This window comes from Pseudomonas sp. C 49-2, assembly GCF_003970195.1.
In the GTDB taxonomy this organism is placed as follows: domain Bacteria; phylum Pseudomonadota; class Gammaproteobacteria; order Pseudomonadales; family Pseudomonadaceae; genus Aquipseudomonas; species Aquipseudomonas canadensis.
Map to the genome: position 1 here is coordinate 151912 of NZ_RXYG01000013.1, position 18382 is coordinate 170293.

Genomic DNA, 18382 nt, shown 5'->3' on the forward strand with positions numbered 1-18382 from the left:
GGCATTTGCTGAGTGGCAGAACGGTAGGAGCCGGTTCCTGAGAGCGCTGAAATTTTCCAGAATTGAAGTAGGAAGAGCATCTGGACGAGTGAGAGACAACCCACTCTATCGGCAGGACTTGCCGCTCTCCTTGATCAGGAAGAGCGGCGCTTTTTCAATCAGAACCCGACGCTGGCCTGTACGAAGAACGTACGCGGCTCGCCCAGGTACAACCCGGCATTGTTGTCGCTGGAACGGGTGTAGTGCTGTTGATCGAAGACATTTTTTACGCCCACACCCAGCTTCAGGTTGGACAATTGCTCGCCAAAGTCATAACCGCTGCGCACGTTGACTGAGACGTAACCGGGGATATCACCGTACTGACCGTCAGCTGTGCCCTGAGTGACGTAGGTGCTTGTCGTGCCTGGTGCGCGCTGGCCGGACTGGGCGTACACATCCAGGTTATGGGTCCAGCGGTTGACGTCGTAGCGCAGGCCCAAGGTGGCCACTTCACGTGAATACAACGGCAGGTCACGGCCCTTGAACGGTACGTCGCCCTCCGAGGTGGCCTTGGTGTAGGTGAAGCCGGCATTCGCAGTCAGGCCATCCAGGCGTGGGTCCAGGTTCGACAAGTCGTAATGGGCCGAGGCTTCGATGCCGGTGTGCTTGGTCGCACCGAGGTTGGTCCAGCCCACGTCGTTACTGACGTATTGCAGCTCATCCGAGAAGTCGATGTAGAAGAACGTCAGTTCGCCGCCCCACACATTGTCGTTGTAACGCGTACCCACTTCGTAGGTCTTGGCCTTTTCCGGGTTCAGGCCATTGGCAGTCTGATCGCCTGTGCCGCCCTGGCCCAGTTGGAAGTATTGCAGGCTGCCAAACGAAGTCTCGTAGTTGGCGAACAGTTTCCAGGCGTCGGAGACGTGGTACATCACGCTCAAGGCCGGCAGCGGTTCGTTGTTGTGGACTTCACGGCGTTTTTCCTGGGTACGCGTGCCGTTCAAGGCAACCACCGGGCGGTCGTGCCATTCGGTACGGATGTCCTCGAAGCGGATACCGGGCGTAATGGTCCACTTGCCGATATCGACTTTGTTATCGATATAGAACGCGTTGGCCTCGGTCCCCCCGGTGCGGTCCTGGTAGACGTGACCATCGCTCTGCCCACCCGGCGTCGGCACATTGTTGACCAGGTTCAGGCTGGTGGCCTGCTCATGCATGCCTTCCTTGAGGTAGCGATAGCCCAGGCTGACTTCCTGGGTACTCGGGCCCACGTCGAACACATGGGACACCCGCGGCTCGATGCCAAAGGTGTAGTAGGTGCGCGGGTAAGAGCCGATCGTCTTGAGGTCGCGGTTGGCGATGTTGCTACCGCGGAAACTGTCGGAATAGTAAGTCAGCACTTCGGCCTGAGTGCGGTCGTCGATCTGGCGGATGTACTTGAAGGACACGTCCTTGCGGCGACCGCTGAAGTTGTCCCAGTCACGCACCGATTGGTACGGGTTGGCATCGAACTGCTTCTGGGTCAGGCCGCCGGGCATGTCGGCGCTGGCGTCGTAGTAGTGGAAGTTCAGCGAGAAGTCGTCTTGATCGGTCGGCGCCCAGTGGGTCTTGAAGATCACGTCGTCGATGTCGTTGGAATTGTTGCTGTTGCGGTAACCGTTGCCATTGACCCCGGAGTACAGCAAAGCGGCGCCGATACCGTTGTCGGCGGTGCCGCCGATAAAAGCGTTGTCCACGTGCTTCCAGCCGCCGTGGGCGGAGGTTTGCAGGGTGGTGCCGACTTCGCCGGAGAATTTCTCGGGAATGGCACGGGTCACGAAGTTGATCACGCCGCCGACGTTTTGTGGCCCGTAACGCACGGAACCGGCACCGCGCACCACGTCGATGCTGTCCAGGTTACCCGCTGAAATCGGCGCCATCGACAATTGCGGCTGGCCATAAGGTGCAAATGCGGCTGGCACGCCGTCGATCAGAACGGTAGATCGCGGCGACAGGCGCGACGTCAGACCACGTACGCCGACGTTGAGGGAAATATCACTGCCGCCGGTGCCGTTGGATTCCTGCACCTGCACGCCTGGCACACGACGCAACACGTCGCCGACGTTCATTGCGCCCTGCTCTGCCATGGCTTCGCGGCGAATCACCGTGCGGGCGCCGGGATGGTTCTGCACGACTTCAGCGTTGGCATCGCCGAGCCAGTCGCCGACCACCTTGATGTCGGTGGCGCCCAGCTCGAGGGGTGAGCCGGCTTCACCGGTGCCGCTGTTCAGCGGGCGCAAGGTGACGGAACCGGCGTCGATCTGGTAGTCCAGGCCGCTGCCTTGCAGCAATTGGCGCAGGGCTTGTTCAGGGGAAAGGTTGCCGTCTACTGCCGGCGCCTGCTTGCCCGCGACCAGCTCGGGGCTGAAGAACACTTGCAGGGAAGTCTGCTGGCCCAACTGGCTCAGCGCCGCGCCGAGGGGCTGGGCCTGGATATGAATGGCGTCGGCCGCATAGGCCGCTGGGAGCGCGGCACTGACCGCGAGCGCCAGGGCCAGCGGCGCCCAGCGGGAGATTTTATTGTTGTTAACGGCGAGTTTTTTCACGTCGAACCTAGTCCTGTGATCGCAAGAGTATGCGGCTGTTAATGCAAACCAGTTGCAGTTGCAGGAGAAGACGAAGAACTCGAAAAAAACCTGAATGTCAGCGTGAAATAATTTCCTGGCTGCCGTCCGGCAAGGTACGCAAGGCCACCGGCAGTATATGCGGCAAGGCCTTGAGCAAGGCGTCGGTGTCGTTGGCCTTGAACACGCTGGTCAGGCGCAGGCTACCCACCGCAGGCGTACTAACCCGCAGCGGTTGCTCGCGATAGCGCGAAACCTCGCGCGCCACTTCGCCCAGCGAAGCGTTGTTGAAGACCAGCTTGCCCGTGCGCCAGGCGGTCAATTCTTCGGTGTTCACGGCGTAGGCCGCGGCCACCGACCCTTTGTTGTCGACGTGGGTACCCAGGCCTGCCGTCAGCGTCACCACCTTGTCCGCTGAATGCCCTTGCACCTTCACGGTCCCGGCATCGACCATCACGCGAGTCTGGTCTTCATCACGACGCACATCAAAGCGCGTGCCGGTTACCGTCACCTGCCCTGCCCCGGCGGCCACCACAAAGGGTCGACTGGCGTCATGCTCGACGCTGAACATCGCCTCGCCCTGCTTGAGTTCCACGCCACGCCGGCCTTTTTCAAAATGCACCGCGACCACGCTGCGGCTGTTGAGGTCCATCACCGAACCGTCGGGCAAGGCCACCTGGCGATGTTCACCCAGGCGCGTGCTGAACTCGGCACTGTAGGGTTTGGGATGATCAAGCCCGCTGAACAGGCCCAAACCCAGAGCGACGGTGACCACACTGGCGGCGACCGCATAACGCAACACGGCGCGGCGCTTGGGCCGCTCCACCGGGGTCTCACACAACGCCCGCAAACGCGCCTTGGGTAGCAAGTCGGTGGCGCTCCACAGGCCTTGCAACACATCGAATTCATACTGGTGATCGGGATGCTCGTTGCACCATGCATCAAAGCGTTGGCGATCGGCAGCGCTCAATTCGGCGTCTTGCAGGCGCACAAACCATTGCGCGGCTTCGTCTCGGGCACGGTTATCCATCATGGAAGATCCTGTTTCAAAGCGGGCAGTCATGGCGCCATCGCGTCCAGGCGGTCGCGCAGATGCCGCAGGGTGCGGATCATATACTTTTCCACCATGTTTTTAGACAGCCCCAGGCGTCCGGCGATTTCCTGCTGCGTCAGGCCTTCGATCTTCTGCCAGATGAAAATCTTGCGGCAGTTGAGTGGCAGCTCAGCCAAGGCCCGCTCGATTGAGTCCGCCAACTGGATCGCGTGCATGAAATGCTCCGGGTCGCCGCTGTGGGGCGAGCGCTGATCAAAGGCTTCCAGCGTGATGGCCCCGCGACGGTCTTCGCGTCGATAGGCATCCACTGCGATATTGCGCGCAGTCTGATGCAGATAGGCGCGCGGTTGCTCAACCTCGGAGGAAGTTGACTCCAGCACCCGCAAAAAGGTGTCATGGGCCAGATCTTCGGCCTGCTGACGGTTTCTCAGGCGGCGCGTCCAGGTTCCGATCAACTCTTCGTAATGTTCGAAAAAGCCTGTTCTGCGGGGCGGCTGAGGGATCATCGCGGGTGCACTGGGGAGGCGGGGCGTGAATAGTAATGCTTCCTATTAAGTGGGGCAATTGCTACCCGCCGGATGACCTCAAACTAATGGGTGCTGGTCACCTGCTTGAGTCGGCTGAGCTTTTCGCGGCTGCCGCACACGCTCATCTGGCACCATTTGCGCTGCTTGTTCTTGGAGCTATCGAAGAACACCCAATCGCAGTCAGCTGCGCCGCAAATGCGCAATGCGTGCAGATCACCAGAGACCAGTAACTGCGTGGCCTCGATGGCCAAGCGCCCGAGCACCATGGCCGTCAACTCCTGCGCCGTGGTGCAGGGCTTCCACGTCCAGGCAGGTTTGCCCTCCACGGAACGGAGCACCCGCCAGGCAACGCCTTGCTGGAACATCTGGTTTATATGCTGCAAAGCGTCATCGGGCGCGGCCCCCTGTAACGACAAGGGATAAAACACCGCGTACAGGCACTCCCTGAATGCAATGATCGCGTCCAGGTCCGGCTGGTAGGCCATGGATGACGCAAATACCATCGGCTTGTAGTCGTCAAACTCTCGGGCCGAGATCAACGACGCATGCAATGCCCACTCGAAGAAGAACTGAAAGCTGGTGAGTCGCTCCTCTATGACCTTGAGCGAAGTGCCAGGGCGACGCCCATTGGTGGTATTGATGAAGTCCAATACACGGGCTCCACCAATCAGACGGATCGATTTTGCAGTGCCCGTGAAATGTGTCATGCCTACTCCTGAAAAAACGCGTTCTCCCTGCGATGGCGCAGATTACCTTGTTTTTTCAGCGTGCAAAGCGTGTCATCCCCGCGCAAAGACAGACGGCTAAGTGCGAACGTCGTTATGCGCAAGCCAATCAAGAATCGTCGCAACCGACTGTTCCACTGAAAGCGCCTGGGTGTCCAAGTGCACTTCCGGAAATACCGGTACATCGTAATTGGAGTCGATACCGGTAAAGTTCTTGATCAAGCCCGCTCGGGCTTTTTTATAGAGGCCCTTTGGATCACGTTGCTCGGCGGTTTCCAACGGCGCGTCCACATGCACTTCAACAAAGCACTCATTGCCGATGATCGAGCGCGCGTAGTGTCGGCTCGCCGACGAGGGTGAAATCAGCGCCACGATCACGATCAGCCCCGCCTCCAGCATCAGCCGCGCCACCTCGGCGACACGCCGGATATTCTCGTCGCGGTCGCTGTCGGTAAAACCCAGGTCTCGGCACAGCCCGCCACGTACCGAGTCGCCGTCGATAATCGCAGTGATCCGGCCCTGTTCCTGCAGGGCATTGTCCAACGCATCGGCAATGGTCGACTTGCCGGACGCGGAGAGCCCGGTCATCCAGATGACCACGGGGTTGTGTTTCATGCCAGCGCGGTGACTGAACGCAAACGCGTGCAGGTTGCGGTGCGGCGTGTCTGGAAAATAACTCATGGCTGCTCGCTCTCCTTGACCGAAACAGGCTGTTTACCCAACAGGAACACCATCACGCATTGCACGAACAGCAACAGTGCCACCACCCAGTAGACCGTCGAGAAGGACCCGGTCAAATCCTTGGAGAACCCGCCCAGGAAATTACCGCACACACCGCCCAAGCCGATCAGCACGTTGGCAATACCGAAGGCCTGGGTCAGGCGGCTGACCGGCACGATTTGCCCGATGTAACTGGGGACCAGCCCGAAGATAGGATAAAACGCCAGCGCAAACAGAAACGCCGCCAAGTAGAACAACGGCAGGCTGTTGAAACTGAACACCAAGGCGGCAGCCAGTCCCGCGCTCAGGAAACACATCGCCAACGACGCACGTACGCCCACCTTGTCGGCAATCCACCCCACCAGGAAGCCCGACGCCATGCCCACCGCACCGATGGTGGTCCAGATAAACCCGGCGTCCTGTACCGACACGCCCAACTCATCACGCAGGAACGGCGCCAGGTAAGTCTGGAACGGCAGCAACGCCATGCCATTGAGAAAGGCGATGGCCCAGGTCAGGTATAACGAACGACTGAGCCAGGGCTGCCGACTGTCGAAGGCGGTGGCGCGCTCCCCGGAAAACCCGGTGTCCTGGCTCGCGGCGAGGTTGCGTAACAGAAACCAGGCCACCACGCACAGGACCACCGAGATCAGGCCCGCGGTGAGCCAGATCGAGCGCCAGCCACCATTCAATGTCAGGAACGACACCAGCAAACCGTTGATGAATACGCCGTAGCTGGTGCCGCTGGAAATCAGCCCCATGACGCGGGAGCGATTTCCCGGGCTGAAGCCTTTGGTGACGATCTCCGCCAACGGGATGTACACCGAGGCGGAACAGCCACCGAGCAGGATCAACAACGCCCCCGACAACCAGATGCTGTGACTGACGCTCAACCCCAGCAGTGCCAGGGACGTCATCACCGTAGATACCAGGCTGATCTTCCAGCCCTCGAAAAACCGGCTTATATAGCTTGTAACCGATGAAAACAGCAGGAAACCAATCTGCGCGCCGCCGGTGATCAGGCCCACCGTGGTGTAGTCGAAACCGATGTCGCGGCGCATGTCCACCACCAGGTTGGCGAACAGGTAGACGCCAAAGCCATAAGTGCTGGCCACGAACCCGGTAAGGACCACCGCCAATACGACGCTGTCCAAGGGCCGGGCATTGCTCTGTACGAGTGTGCTCATCAAGCCCTCCTTATTCGGCGCGCGCCGTGTGGATGACGAAATCACAATTCATCATGTCGTAGTCACGCTCGAAGTCGCCGTAACTCTCATGGTGAGTGAACCCGGACTTGAGCACTTCCCCCTTCAATTCACCCGGCAACAGGGGATAGACCTGCAACCGGTACTGTTCTGCGTTATCAAAGGAATAGATGAACTCACACAGACGCTCATTGACCTCCCCCAGACTGACCGACGCATTCGTACCGCAGTAATAGTAATTTCCGCTGGCCTTGTACTTGCCGGCACGAATGGCGAAAAAATTACGCTGATCCACAATCAGCAAGCCACCCGGCTTGAGCAAGGAGCGGAATTTCGCCAGCACCCGCAACCGATCGTGGGCGGCAAAGACATGACACAACGAGCTGCCCAGGCACACCACAGCATCGAACTGGCCAAGCTCCTGGGAGTCCAGTGAATGCCAGTCTCGGTAATGAGACTGAATGTCCAGGCCATGCTTGCGAAAGTTCGCCCGCGCCTTGGTCAACATGGTGCTACTGCCGTCCGTGGCCACCACTTCGAAGCCCGCCTGCTTAAGCTGGACGGCATGGAAACCGCTGCCCGTCGACACGTCGATCACCGAGTGCACACCGTGGCTACGCAGCAGGTTTTCGAAGAACCCGTCCTCCCCGGCCTTGCGTTTATTCCAATCGATCAACTCATCCCAACGCTCGACGAAATCCGGAGAGTACTGCGTGGCATAACTGGCAACTTCGCTGTGCTTGTTTCTGAAAACTTGATTCATCACACACCTACCAGGTTGAATTCTTGAAGGACAGGTATTTGCTCGCCAGCTCGCGGGCAAATTCGGCGGACTGCTCGATGGCCATGGTGTTCTTGGAATACCCCAGCATCGATTGCATGACGGCCATGCACTGCGGGTTGTAAGTGACCGAACCATCGCAATGGATTTCATCAATGCCATCCTGGCTTTGGCAGATGCTATTGATGCGCACCGCCTCGTCCTGTGGGCACGCGTTGGAGAACTGCACCTGGATCCGCCCATCGTGCAGCCACACCGGATACCCGCCCGGAAGCCCAAGAGGCCCCGGCGCATGCACCAGGACCGGCACGGGCGAAAACAGCCCTTCGATGACCGTGACCGCAGAGCACGCGGTGAGGAACTGCCCATCCACCCCGCCCAGGCGACGGAACTCGGATTTCACCGTCGAGAAAATCGCCTCGGCCGGCAGGCGCCCCACTTCCGGTCGATCGCGCACTTCATACAACAAGCGGTAATTGGCACGCGGCGGTAAACCACCGCGCGGCACGTAGTGGCTGAAGTAATGCTGGGCATACAGCTGCACGTGCACATCAGCGGGTGCACATTCGAGCAACCGTGCAATGGAAAAACGCACAGCCGGAATCAGGTTGGCCACATTACCAACGCCAATGTCCGGCGCCAGGCCGATGCGCGCCAGGATCGGGTTGACCGCATCGGGGAACGCCGCGTTCACAGTTTTGGTGCTGATGCCGGAGGCTTTCACCGCCTGCATCAGGCAATGCATCAACGTCAGGTGCATGGGCAGCCAGGGGCCGAACTGGGCCTGGTCGAGCTTTTCGAACGACAGCTTGGGCAGCCCGGTGATCACCCGCCATGACTGCAGCGACGCACAGTTCACCAGCATATCCGGGGCTTCTTCACGCAGCAGCTGCGTGACCTTGCCGACATCCGTCAGGTCGGCAACGACGGGCTTAATGTCGATAAACTGGCCCAACTGCGCACACGACAACGCCACCAGATTGCACAAGCGGATCGTGGCTTCTTCATTGCGCCCCAGCACCACAAAGTCGAACGCGTTTTTCGGCCCCAGAATCTTGAGTATCTGCAAGCACAGGTTGCCGGCGCCCACCAGCAACAGCTTTTTCTTGCGCACCGGAAGACTCATCGCGGGTAGGCTCCGTTGTCGACCGGGATGACCCTTCCGGTGATGTGACGCATCGCATCGCCCAACAACAGCAAGATAACCTCAGCCACGCCACCAGGCAGGATGGGGTCCTTGAGGACTTCCTGGCGGGCGTACTCAGCACGTCGGTATTCGGGGATGGTGCCGTAGATGGCGGTTTCATGGATCAGCGCCGGGGACACCACATTTACCCGCACGAACGGCGCGAAGTTCCAGGCGTTGGCCTTGCTCAGGCCGATCACCGCCGCCTTCGTGGCGCCGTAGAGCGCGTCGCAACTGCCCACTTCACCGGCCACCGAAGCGATGTTGACGATGCTGCGCGGGGCTTCGTGCGGCATTTCCCGTTCGGCGAAGTCTTTGGAGAGATAGACCAGCGCCTTGAGGTTGACGGTGAGGATCTCGTCTATCTGCTCATCGGAGTAGGCATAGACACTTTTACCGTGATAAATACCGGCGTTATTCACCAAACCATAAATACTTGCATGGCGCTCATAGAGTCGTGGAATGAACCCCTTGATAACGGTCATATCCGAAAAGTCGGCAATGTGCGCCTCGAACACATCAGCGCCATAGAGACCTTGCAGTACTTTCAAGCCCTCGGCATCCTTGTCCGCGCCGATAACAAAATAGCCCTGTAGAATCGCCAGCTCCACAGTGGCCCGGCCAATCCCGTTGGCCGCTCCGGTAATAATCAACTTCTTCATGCAACAATCCCTATTGGCAAAATTCATTCATGCGCGCGTAAAACGTACGGTGATATTCGTACATCGCCTTTAAATTCGGATATTGATCAAATGCTTTGATATCAACGTGCGGAGTATCTGGAGAAACAATCCGCTCACTGTTTTCCGCGTCGACATGCCAACGTCGCCACGTTTTCCATTGTTGTGGGCACTCACGCTTCCACGTCATCGCATGTGGCATAAACTCTATATTCAAATGATCACAGAGTTTACGGATCACCCGTTCCGGCTCTGCGGCCAGGTCATCCGCATTGATCACATAAGGCACTTTGCCGGTCAGCTTGGTGACCACGCAAAATATGTCGTATAGCGCTTTATGCCCAATAGCCTGTAACGGCATATCGGGATGCACCCGATGATGGGAAATAATGCTGCTGGCGGGTTCACGAATAAGAAAGATATTGTCCTGTTGCGCGAGAAAGCCAACATCCACTTTCAAGTCATCCAAACAGTGATAACACATGTCTTTATGAAAAACGTTCGCACGCTCACGGACATTAAGCAGATGCTCTTTTATGCCTGGGTAAGTGGTGGGCAAACTGTGATCCCACTCATCCGAGGGAATCGCCGAGTCCTCGGAAAACGCCATATGCGCAAACGGCTCATGGAAGACCTCGAAATCGCCCCGCTCGATAAACACACGTTCGAGCACCGTGGAGCGCGAACGTGGATGTGCCCACAACCCGATCATCCTGTTCATGCGATCACCCCGAATTCAGCGGCGAGCAACGCGTTGAGCGCACGCTTGAACGGCGTCGTCACTGGGCAGAGCCGAACGCAGTAATCCGCCAGGCGCCGATGCGCGCTGTTGGCTTCATTGCAGGCGTTGATAAAGGCTTCATGGTTACCGAAGTCGTAGGGTTCGATGCTGTCGACAAAGTAGGCTTCGTAGAAATACGGAATGCGGATCAGCTTTGCGAAGGTCGACGCCGGCGGTTTCTGAGGTTCCAGCGCGGGCACGACGGGTTTGCCATGGCTTTCGCGCTCGATCAGGAACTCCACCACCTCCGGTGTCAGCGTGTAGCAGGTCGCCGTATGCCCGGTCTTCTCCAGGTGCCAGCAATGTTTGTTGCCACGCTCGTCCACATCGACCTTTATGCTGGACAGCAGGGTCTTGACCGGCGTCTTCGAGGCCGCCACCAGCGCTTGGATCTGCTCGTAGATCATCAACTCAGCCCAGCGCAGTTCCTCGGCACTCAAAGCCAGACCACGCTCGGCGGCCTGCAGCGTAAACTCGGGCTGGCAGGCGAAACGCCCGATCATGAACGTAATGACGTACTTGCAGCGCGCAGTGTCGATACCATTGCTGCGGGCAGTCGCCCTACCGCGCTCGATGGCCTGGAGACCGGCCTGGAATTGCGCAACCGTGAAGCAGAACGTGATATTCACCGAGCCGCCCTGGGCCACCAGGTGTTCAACCGTTACCAGCCCTTCCAGGCTACCCGGCACCTTGACCATCACGTTCGGCGCCAGGCGCTGCAGTTCCAATCCCCGGGCGCTCATGCGCTCAGTGCAGCGCACGTCAACCGGGTCGACCTGGGCGGAAATCCACCCTTCGGCCTGCGCCGACTGAATCCAACGCGGCTTGAGCGTGGCGGCCCCTTCGACGATGACTGCGTTGTACAACTGCTTGCGCAACTCCCTGGGAGACAGCTTGCCCACGTTGAAACGTGAGGACCAATACTCGCGCTTTTCGAGGATGACGGCCGTCACTAACCGAGGGTTGGTGGTCACACTGCACAAGCCCCAGGGCTGGGAGAATTCATCCGGCATCAACGCTTCTATATAAGTCACAGCGGCCGGGTATTTTTCCAGCAGGTGTTTTTTATACGGTAGGTATACGGCAGGCGATGAATCCCACCACACTTCTGAAGATTGATCGTTGCGTTTGAGCCGTTCCGGGTAACCAAGTGTGTTCACGACGCCTCCTCCCTGAGTCAATTAAAAATGGTCAATACTTCACGCATGTCAGCAATCGGCAATGCTCCGGCCGCGGCCAATTGCGCATGCCGATGCGCGGGACCAAAGCCCAACACTTTTATATTGGCCGCTACAGCAGCCTGGATACCCGTCACACTGTCTTCCACCACCAGCGCATCACTCACGTCAATGCGGTAAGTTCGGCAGGCCGTCAGAAATACCAGGGGATCAGGCTTCCAACTACCCAACTCGTAACAACTGAATATTCGCCCTTTAAAATAAGAAAACAGCCCAGCCAGGCGTAAGCAATGCTCTATCTTGTTGCGGGGTGCACTTGAGGCTACGCAATAAGGAACTTCCAACTTTTGCAATACTTCCAGCACCCCATCCGAGGCTTTCAAACTGAGTGTCAGTGCTTGCAACGCCCGCTCGCGAAAGTGCTGTTCAAACTCTGTATCCAAACTGATATTTAATATCTGTTCAGCCTCGCGCAAACATTCGGCAATCTTCCGCCCACGGAAGCGCTCGGTAAAACAGGTGACATCAAGCAGCGGGTCGCCCTGAACAAGGGCATTAAGCATGGAGATCAATACAGACAGGGTTATTTCTTCACTTTGGACGAGCACACCGTCGCAATCGAAGATAACTAACTTAGGCACGCCAACTAAGGCCGCTGCTTTTACCTGAACTGGTAGTTCCCCTATATCGGCCGAAAGGCACATAGAAATCTCTTATAGGTGGCCCCGCGATGACTTCCGAACTACCAACGGAGCGGGTTGATGTGTGCCTATAAGACACGGGGCGAAAAAGCCTGTCAAACGCTTTTGAGCGGTTTTTTAGTATCTTATGGTTATTTTTTATAGTTCTGTTATTCCATTTTTCACGATGGTTGTAGTCGCTAATTTCACACGGGTGAACTTCCCTTGCGCGCGATCAGTCAGCTACTTGAACTCACGAATTTAAGGTCGGTGAGCAATGCGTATCTCGTTGGAGCAACAAGTGGCGCTGGTGACCGGTGCCAGTTCCGGAATCGGCGCGGGCGCGGCCAAGGCTCTGGCGCAAGCCGGAGCAGCCGTGGTGCTGAACTACAACAGCCAGGCCGCACCGGCCGAGGCACTGGCAGAGCAGATCAATGCCGAGGGCGGCCGGGCGATTGCCATCGGCGCCAACGTTTCTAAAGAAGAAGAGGTGGAAAGGCTTTTTGCCCAGACCCTCGATGCCTTCGGCCACCTGGACATCCTGGTGGCCAACTCCGGGATGCAGAAGGACGCCAACCTGGTGGACATGAGCCTGGATGACTGGAATGCGGTGATCGGCGTCAACCTTACCGGCCAGTTCCTGTGTGCCCGCGCGGCAGTGCGCATCTTCAACCGCCAGGGCATCCGCGAAGGCGTATCGCGGGCGGCGGGCAAAATCATCCACATGAGTTCGGTGCACCAACTGATCCCGTGGGCCGGGCATGTGAACTACGCGGCTTCCAAAGGCGGTGTGGAAATGCTGATGCGCACCCTCGCCCAGGAAGTCAGTGAACAGCGCATCCGCATCAACGGGATTGCGCCGGGGGCGATCCGTACGGCGATCAATCGGGCGGCCACCGAAGGCGCGGCGGAACAGGAGTTGCTCAAGCTGATTCCCTACGGTCGCGTAGGTAATGTGGAAGATGTGGCCAACGCCGTCGTGTGGCTGGCCAGTGATGCATCCGACTATGTAGTAGGCAGCACACTCTTTATTGATGGCGGCATGAGCCTTTATCCGGAGTTCCGTGGCAATGGTTGATTTGAAGAACGAACAACAAAGCGCCATCGATGCCCACGGCATCATCGGCGATATGCGCAGTGCCGCATTGGTGAACGATAAAGGCAGCATCGACTTCTTCTGCTGGCCGGAGTTCGACAGCCCGTCGATCTTCTGCTCGCTGCTGGACAGCCCCGATGCCGGCATTTTCCAGCTCACCCCGGACCTGCCCAACGCGCGCCGCGAACAGATCTACCTGCCCGACACCAATGTGCTGCAAACCCGCTGGCTCAGCGATGAGGCCGTAGTAGAGATCACCGACCTGCTGGCTATCAGCGAAGAAATCGATGACCTGCCGCTGCTGATCCGCCGCGTACGTGTGGTCAGCGGCAAGGCCGATATTCATCTGCGCTGTGCGGTGCGCCATGACTACGCGCGCACGCTCACCCAAGCCACCCTTGACAACGGCACGGTGTGCTTCAGCGCCGAAGGCCAACCCGGCCTGCGTTTGTCCGGCAGCCACCCCTTGCAGATCAAAGACGGCGCCGCCGTGGCCAGCTTTACCCTGGGCCAGGAAGAAGGTGCCGAATTCGTCCTCGGCGGCCAAGAGGATGAACGGGTGGACAGCAGCTGTACGGACCTGGCGCTGGCCCATACCTTGAAGTTCTGGCGCGGCTGGATCGCGCAATCGAACTACCGTGGACGCTGGCGCGAAATGGTCAACCGTTCGGCCCTGGCGCTCAAACTGCTGACCTCGCGTAAACACGGCGCGATCATCGCCGCCGCCACCTTCGGCCTGCCGGAAACCCCCGGCGGCGAACGCAACTGGGACTATCGCTACACCTGGATCCGCGACGCATCGTTCACCGTGTATGCCTTCATGCGCCTGGGGTTTGTCGAGGAAGCCAACGCTTATATGCGCTGGCTCAAAGGCCGCGTGAGCGACTGCTGCGACCAGCCGACCAAGATCAACATTTTGTATGGCATCGACGGTCGCCAGGAATTACCCGAGGCCGAGCTTGAGCACTTCCAAGGCCACGGCGGCGCCAAACCGGTGCGCATCGGCAACGAGGCGTTTGACCAGATCCAGCTGGACATTTATGGCGAGCTGATGGACGCGGTGTATCTGGTCAACAAGTACGGTGAAGCCATCTCCCATGAGGGCTGGAAACATACAGTAGAAGTTGCCGACCAGGTCTGTGAAATCTGGAACACTAAAGACGTGGGCATCTGGGAAATGCGCGGCGAGCAGCATCACTTCCTGCACTCACGACTCATGTGCTGGGTAGCGCTGGACCGCGCCATCCGCCTGGCCTCCAAGCGCTCGTTGCCGGCGCCGTTTGCACGCTGGGACCAGACCCGCCAGGCGATCTACGCCGACATCTGGAGCAATTTCTGGAACGAAGAGCGCGGGCATTTCGTGCAGCATACCGGCACCACCGCGCTCGACGGTTCGATGTTATTGATGCCGTTGGTGAGGTTTGTCGCGGCCACCGATCCACGCTGGCTCTCGACCCTGGAAGCCATCCAGAAAAGCCTGGTGCGCGACGGCATGGTCTACCGCTATCGTAACGACGACAGCCAGATCGACGGTCTGCAAGGCACCGAAGGCGCGTTTGCGGCCTGCTCGTTCTGGTACGTCGAATGCCTGGCCCGCGCCGGGCAAGTTGAAAAGGCCCACCTGGAATTCGAGCAACTGCTGCGCTACGCCAACCCGCTGGGCCTGTACGCCGAAGAGTTCGACACCCAGGCCCGCCACCTGGGCAATACACCCCAGGCCTTGAGCCACCTGGCGTTGATCAGCGCGGCGACGTTCCTGGATCGCAAGCTCAGCGGGGAGAAAACCACCTGGCAACCCTGAAGTGGCCTGTGCACAATGGGCGGCCACTCGACCACGGACAGGAACGCCATGCGCCAGGTACTGCTGATCATCGACGTGCAACCTTCCTTCAACCCGCCCACGTGGCTGGTGGACGGCATCAACACCCTGCTGGGGCGCATGCCGTCAGTCGCCACCGTGGAGCGCCACGACGAGAGCGTCACGCCCTTCGCCCGGCAACTCGGCTGGCAACCGGCGCCGAACGACCAAAGCCTGGTGGCCGCTGATCGCATCTTTATCAAACACGGCTATGCGCCAACCCCCGAGACCGTTTCCTACCTGAAAAGCCTCGCGCCACAACGTGTACTGGTGTGTGGTATCCAGACCGACACCTGCGTGCTGGCGGCGGGGTTCGCGCTGTTCGACGCGGGGTTGCAGCCGACCTTGATCAGCGACCTCACGGTAGGTTCGTCGCTGGACCGGTCGGGGCAGTTGGGGGTGGATCTGTGGCGGCATCATTTCAAGCATGTGCTGCACAGCACCGAGCTGAGTCTAGACAAGTAACACCACTGCGTTTATCTGCACGCCATTGCGTCACACCTTTGGGCTAGAGTTCCAGCATCTAACAGGAGCCTCCGATGACGATCGCCACCCCGCTGCTGTACGCACGCACGCCCATGCTCGATATCGCCTACGAAGCCCACGGTCCCCTCGACGGTGAGCCGGTGATCCTGCTACACGGTTTTCCCTATGACCCGCGCGGCTATGACGCGATTGCGCCGGTACTGGCCGAGCGTGGCTACCGGGTACTGGTGCCGTACCTGCGCGGTTACGGCCCGACGCGGTTTATCAACGAGCAGGTGATGCGTTCCGGACAGCAGGCCGCATTGGCCAAGGACCTACTGGATTTCATGGATGCGCTGGCGATCCCGCAAGCCACCCTCGCCGGGTACGACTGGGGTGGGCGAGCCGCGTGTATCGTCGCGGCGTTGTGGCCGCAGCGCGTGCGCGGGTTGGTGACCGGCGATGGCTACAACATCCAGGACATCGCCAAGTCACTGAAGCCCAGGGCGCCAATGACGGAGCATCGCTTGTGGTATCAGTTCTACTTTCACACCCAGCGCGGCGTGGACGGCTTGACCGCCAACCGTGGCGAACTGTGCAAGTTGCTGTGGTCGTTATGGTCGCCGTCGTGGGCCGAGGGGCCGGGGCTGTATGAGCAGACCGCGCCGTCGTTCGATAACCCGGATTTTGTCGAGGTGGTGATTCACTCCTATCGCCACCGCTTCATGTATGCGCCCGGCGACCCGACGTTGGAAGCCATCGAGCAGGCGCTGGCTTTGCAGCCGCCGATCTCGGTGCCGAGCATTTCGCTGTGCGGCGCCGATGATGGGGTGGGGCCACCGCCTGAAGTGGATGATGATGTCGAGCATTTCAGCGGGTTTTACCGGCGTCAGGTGCTGCCCGGCGTGGGTCACAATATCCCTCAGGAAGCACCGCAAGCCACGCTGGATGCGCTGCTGGAGTTGCTGGGCGAAAAGCGTTCGCGGTAAGCCTGGGGCGTCACCGACAAGGCGCGAAGGAAGCTGCGGCGCAGGGTTTCTTCACAGCCAAAACCACACTGCACGGCGATGCGTTTGATCGACGCCGCGCTGTCAGCCAATTGCCGACGCGCGGTTTCGACGCGGATCAATTCGACGGCACGTGCCGGGGTCTGACCGGTTTCGGCGCGGTAGTGGCGTACAAAGCTGCGTTCGCTCATGCCGGCTTGGGCGGCCAGGGTGGCGATGTTCAGGTCCAGGGTGAGGTTTTCGGCGATCCAGGCGTGAAGTTCGGCGAAGCGGCTGTCGTCTTTTTGCAGGGACAGGGTCACGCTGAATTGGGACTGGCCGCCGGGGCGCTTGAGGAACACCACCAGGTGCCGCGCCACTTCCAGGGCCACAGCGCGGCCCAGGTCTTCTTCCACCAGCGCCAGACACAGGTCGATGCCAGCAGTGACGCCGGCGGACGTCCATACGGCGCCTTGCTGGATGAAGATCGGGTTGGACTCCACCGTCAACGCCGGGAATTTGCGCGCCAATTCTTCGCAACGTGTCCAATGGGTGGCCACGCGACAGCCATCGAGCATGCCACTGGCGGCGAGCAGGAACGCGCCGGTACACACTGACGTCATGCGCCGGGTGTGACGGGCTTTCTCGCGCACCCACTCCACCAGCGCCGGATCTTCGGCGGCGCCGTATACGCCCCAGCCGCCGGCAATCACCAACGTATCGCACGGCGCATCGACGGCGGGCAGCGGCTCGGCCAGCAGTGCCAAGCCAGCCGACGTCATCACCGGCTCCGCTTGGGCAGCAATCACCGACACGGCGTAAGGCAACGGCAGGCCGCGCTGACGCGCCAGGTCATTGGTGGAGGCGAACACCTGCAACGGTCCGGTGACATCAAGCACCTGGGCGTTATCGAAAGCGAGGACATGGACGATTCTGGACATGATTGGCGCGATTCGTGGGATCAATGGCGTATTCGCCAAAGCCTAGGCCTCTAGAGTGAAGCCGTCCACCCCTTTGACGGAGCGCTATTAATGACCCTGCAGATTGGCTTTGTATTGTTCCCCGGTATCCAGCAACTGGACCTCACCGGTCCTTATGACGTACTGGGTTCGCTGCCGGATGTGCAGTTGCACTTGGTGTGGAAAGACCTGGAACCGATCACTTCCAGCACTGGCCTGGTGTTCACACCGACCATGACCTATGCCGACTGCCCGCGCCTGGATGTGATTTGCGTGCCTGGCGGCTCCGGTGTTGGCGCGTTGATGGAAGACCTGCAGACCCTGGACTTCCTCAAGGTCCAAGCTCAGACCGCCCGCTATGTGACGTCGGTGTGCACCGGCTCGCTGGTGCTCGGCGCCGCCGGTTTGTTGCGCGGGCGCAAGGCGACCACACACTGGGCCTACCACGACCTGCTCGCCCCGCTCGGTGCAATTGCAGTGCAGGAACGCGTGGTGCGTGACGGCAACCTGCTGACCGGTGGTGGCATCACTGCCGGTATCGACTTTGCGCTGACGTTGGCTGCCGAGTTGTACAGCGAAGCGGCGGCGCAACTGGTGCAATTGCAGATTGAATATGCGCCGGCACCGCCGTTTGATTCCGGGCGTCCGGACACGGCGCCCAAGCATGTGTTGGAGGAAGCCAACAAGCGCACGGCTGAATCGCGCAGGGTGCGTGGGGAGATCGTTGCGCGGGCGGCGGCTCGGTTGGGGTGATTCGGCATAGCTCCTGTGGATACTGCAAAAGCGATGTTTGGGTCTGGTTGGGGGACATATCCGTTATTTGGGTAACGGCTGATATTGGTTCCGCCCTTACGGCGGCTCACTTTTGAAAAGCGCAAAAGTAAGCAAAACGCTCTTGCCCCAACACTCGGCACCTCGC

Annotated in this window: 18 protein-coding genes; 5 read left to right on the forward strand and 13 right to left on the reverse strand. The window is 59.5% G+C overall.

Annotated features, from left to right (window positions below; all coding sequences use genetic code 11):
• Window positions 1-158 precede the first annotated feature (158 nt).
• From EJ576_RS23760 to EJ576_RS23815, 12 genes are all read right to left on the reverse strand, one after another.
• On the reverse strand, window positions 159-2564 hold the full coding sequence (locus EJ576_RS23760) for a TonB-dependent receptor (RefSeq protein ID WP_126571273.1): 2406 nt from the start codon (window positions 2562-2564) through the stop codon (window positions 159-161).
• Between the two features lie 97 nt (window positions 2565-2661).
• The gene (locus EJ576_RS23765) at window positions 2662-3615 is read right to left on the reverse strand and encodes a FecR family protein (protein ID WP_126571274.1); all 954 of its coding nucleotides are present in this window, start codon (window positions 3613-3615) and stop codon (window positions 2662-2664) included.
• Window positions 3616-3641: 26 nt separating this feature from the next.
• Window positions 3642-4142, reverse strand: a complete 501-nt coding sequence (locus EJ576_RS23770) for a sigma-70 family RNA polymerase sigma factor (protein WP_123474256.1) — start codon at window positions 4140-4142, stop codon at window positions 3642-3644.
• An 83-nt stretch (window positions 4143-4225) separates the two neighbouring features.
• A complete protein-coding gene (locus EJ576_RS23775; RefSeq protein ID WP_126571275.1) occupies window positions 4226-4870 on the reverse strand; it encodes a CGNR zinc finger domain-containing protein in 645 nt (214 codons plus the stop codon).
• Between the two features lie 96 nt (window positions 4871-4966).
• A complete protein-coding gene (gene cysC, locus EJ576_RS23780) occupies window positions 4967-5569 on the reverse strand; it encodes an adenylyl-sulfate kinase (RefSeq protein WP_123474257.1) in 603 nt (200 codons plus the stop codon).
• Entirely contained in the window at window positions 5566-6795 is a 1230-nt protein-coding gene (locus EJ576_RS23785) for a nitrate/nitrite transporter (protein ID WP_126571276.1), read from the reverse strand. Before EJ576_RS23785 ends, cysC begins: the two co-directional genes overlap by 4 nt.
• 10 nt (window positions 6796-6805) lie before the next feature.
• On the reverse strand, window positions 6806-7576 hold the full coding sequence (locus EJ576_RS23790) for a bifunctional 2-polyprenyl-6-hydroxyphenol methylase/3-demethylubiquinol 3-O-methyltransferase UbiG (RefSeq protein ID WP_122684182.1): 771 nt from the start codon (window positions 7574-7576) through the stop codon (window positions 6806-6808).
• 7 nt (window positions 7577-7583) lie between these two features.
• A complete protein-coding gene (locus EJ576_RS23795) occupies window positions 7584-8720 on the reverse strand; it encodes a hypothetical protein (protein WP_028619546.1) in 1137 nt (378 codons plus the stop codon).
• Window positions 8717-9442, reverse strand: coding sequence for an SDR family oxidoreductase (locus EJ576_RS23800; RefSeq protein WP_122724126.1), 726 nt, complete (start codon window positions 9440-9442; stop codon window positions 8717-8719). Before EJ576_RS23800 ends, EJ576_RS23795 begins: the two co-directional genes overlap by 4 nt.
• A 10-nt stretch (window positions 9443-9452) precedes the next feature.
• A complete protein-coding gene (locus tag EJ576_RS23805; protein WP_126571277.1) occupies window positions 9453-10181 on the reverse strand; it encodes a sulfotransferase family protein in 729 nt (242 codons plus the stop codon).
• Window positions 10178-11401: a transaldolase family protein gene (locus EJ576_RS23810; protein ID WP_126571278.1), complete on the reverse strand. Its 1224-nt coding sequence runs from the start codon at window positions 11399-11401 to the stop codon at window positions 10178-10180. Before EJ576_RS23810 ends, EJ576_RS23805 begins: the two co-directional genes overlap by 4 nt.
• A gap of 17 nt (window positions 11402-11418) precedes the next feature.
• Window positions 11419-12123, reverse strand: a complete 705-nt coding sequence (locus EJ576_RS23815) for an HAD family phosphatase (RefSeq protein WP_126571279.1) — start codon at window positions 12121-12123, stop codon at window positions 11419-11421.
• A gap of 253 nt (window positions 12124-12376) precedes the next feature.
• On the opposite strand from EJ576_RS23815, the gene EJ576_RS23820 reads away from it, so the two are divergent.
• The 4 genes from EJ576_RS23820 to EJ576_RS23835 all read left to right on the forward strand — a co-directional run bounded on the left by EJ576_RS23820 (window position 12377) and on the right by EJ576_RS23835 (window position 16507).
• Complete coding sequence (locus EJ576_RS23820) at window positions 12377-13177, forward strand: glucose 1-dehydrogenase (RefSeq protein ID WP_126571280.1); 801 nt, start codon at window positions 12377-12379, stop codon at window positions 13175-13177.
• On the forward strand, window positions 13170-14996 hold the full coding sequence (locus tag EJ576_RS23825) for a glycoside hydrolase family 15 protein (RefSeq protein ID WP_123474266.1): 1827 nt from the start codon (window positions 13170-13172) through the stop codon (window positions 14994-14996). The genes EJ576_RS23820 and EJ576_RS23825 overlap by 8 nt, the downstream gene beginning before the upstream one ends.
• Before the next feature lie 48 nt (window positions 14997-15044).
• Complete coding sequence (locus tag EJ576_RS23830; RefSeq protein WP_122724110.1) at window positions 15045-15518, forward strand: isochorismatase family protein; 474 nt, start codon at window positions 15045-15047, stop codon at window positions 15516-15518.
• A gap of 74 nt (window positions 15519-15592) precedes the next feature.
• Entirely contained in the window at window positions 15593-16507 is a 915-nt protein-coding gene (locus EJ576_RS23835) for an alpha/beta fold hydrolase (RefSeq protein WP_126571281.1), read from the forward strand.
• Here EJ576_RS23835 and EJ576_RS23840 read toward each other — a convergent pair.
• Entirely contained in the window at window positions 16441-17445 is a 1005-nt protein-coding gene (locus EJ576_RS23840) for a GlxA family transcriptional regulator (protein ID WP_122724106.1), read from the reverse strand. The genes EJ576_RS23835 and EJ576_RS23840 overlap by 67 nt on opposite strands.
• A gap of 90 nt (window positions 17446-17535) precedes the next feature.
• Between EJ576_RS23840 and inhA the strand changes: the two genes are divergently transcribed.
• The gene (inhA, locus tag EJ576_RS23845) at window positions 17536-18216 is read left to right on the forward strand and encodes an isonitrile hydratase (RefSeq protein ID WP_126571282.1); all 681 of its coding nucleotides are present in this window, start codon (window positions 17536-17538) and stop codon (window positions 18214-18216) included.
• Window positions 18217-18382: the final 166 nt, after the last annotated feature.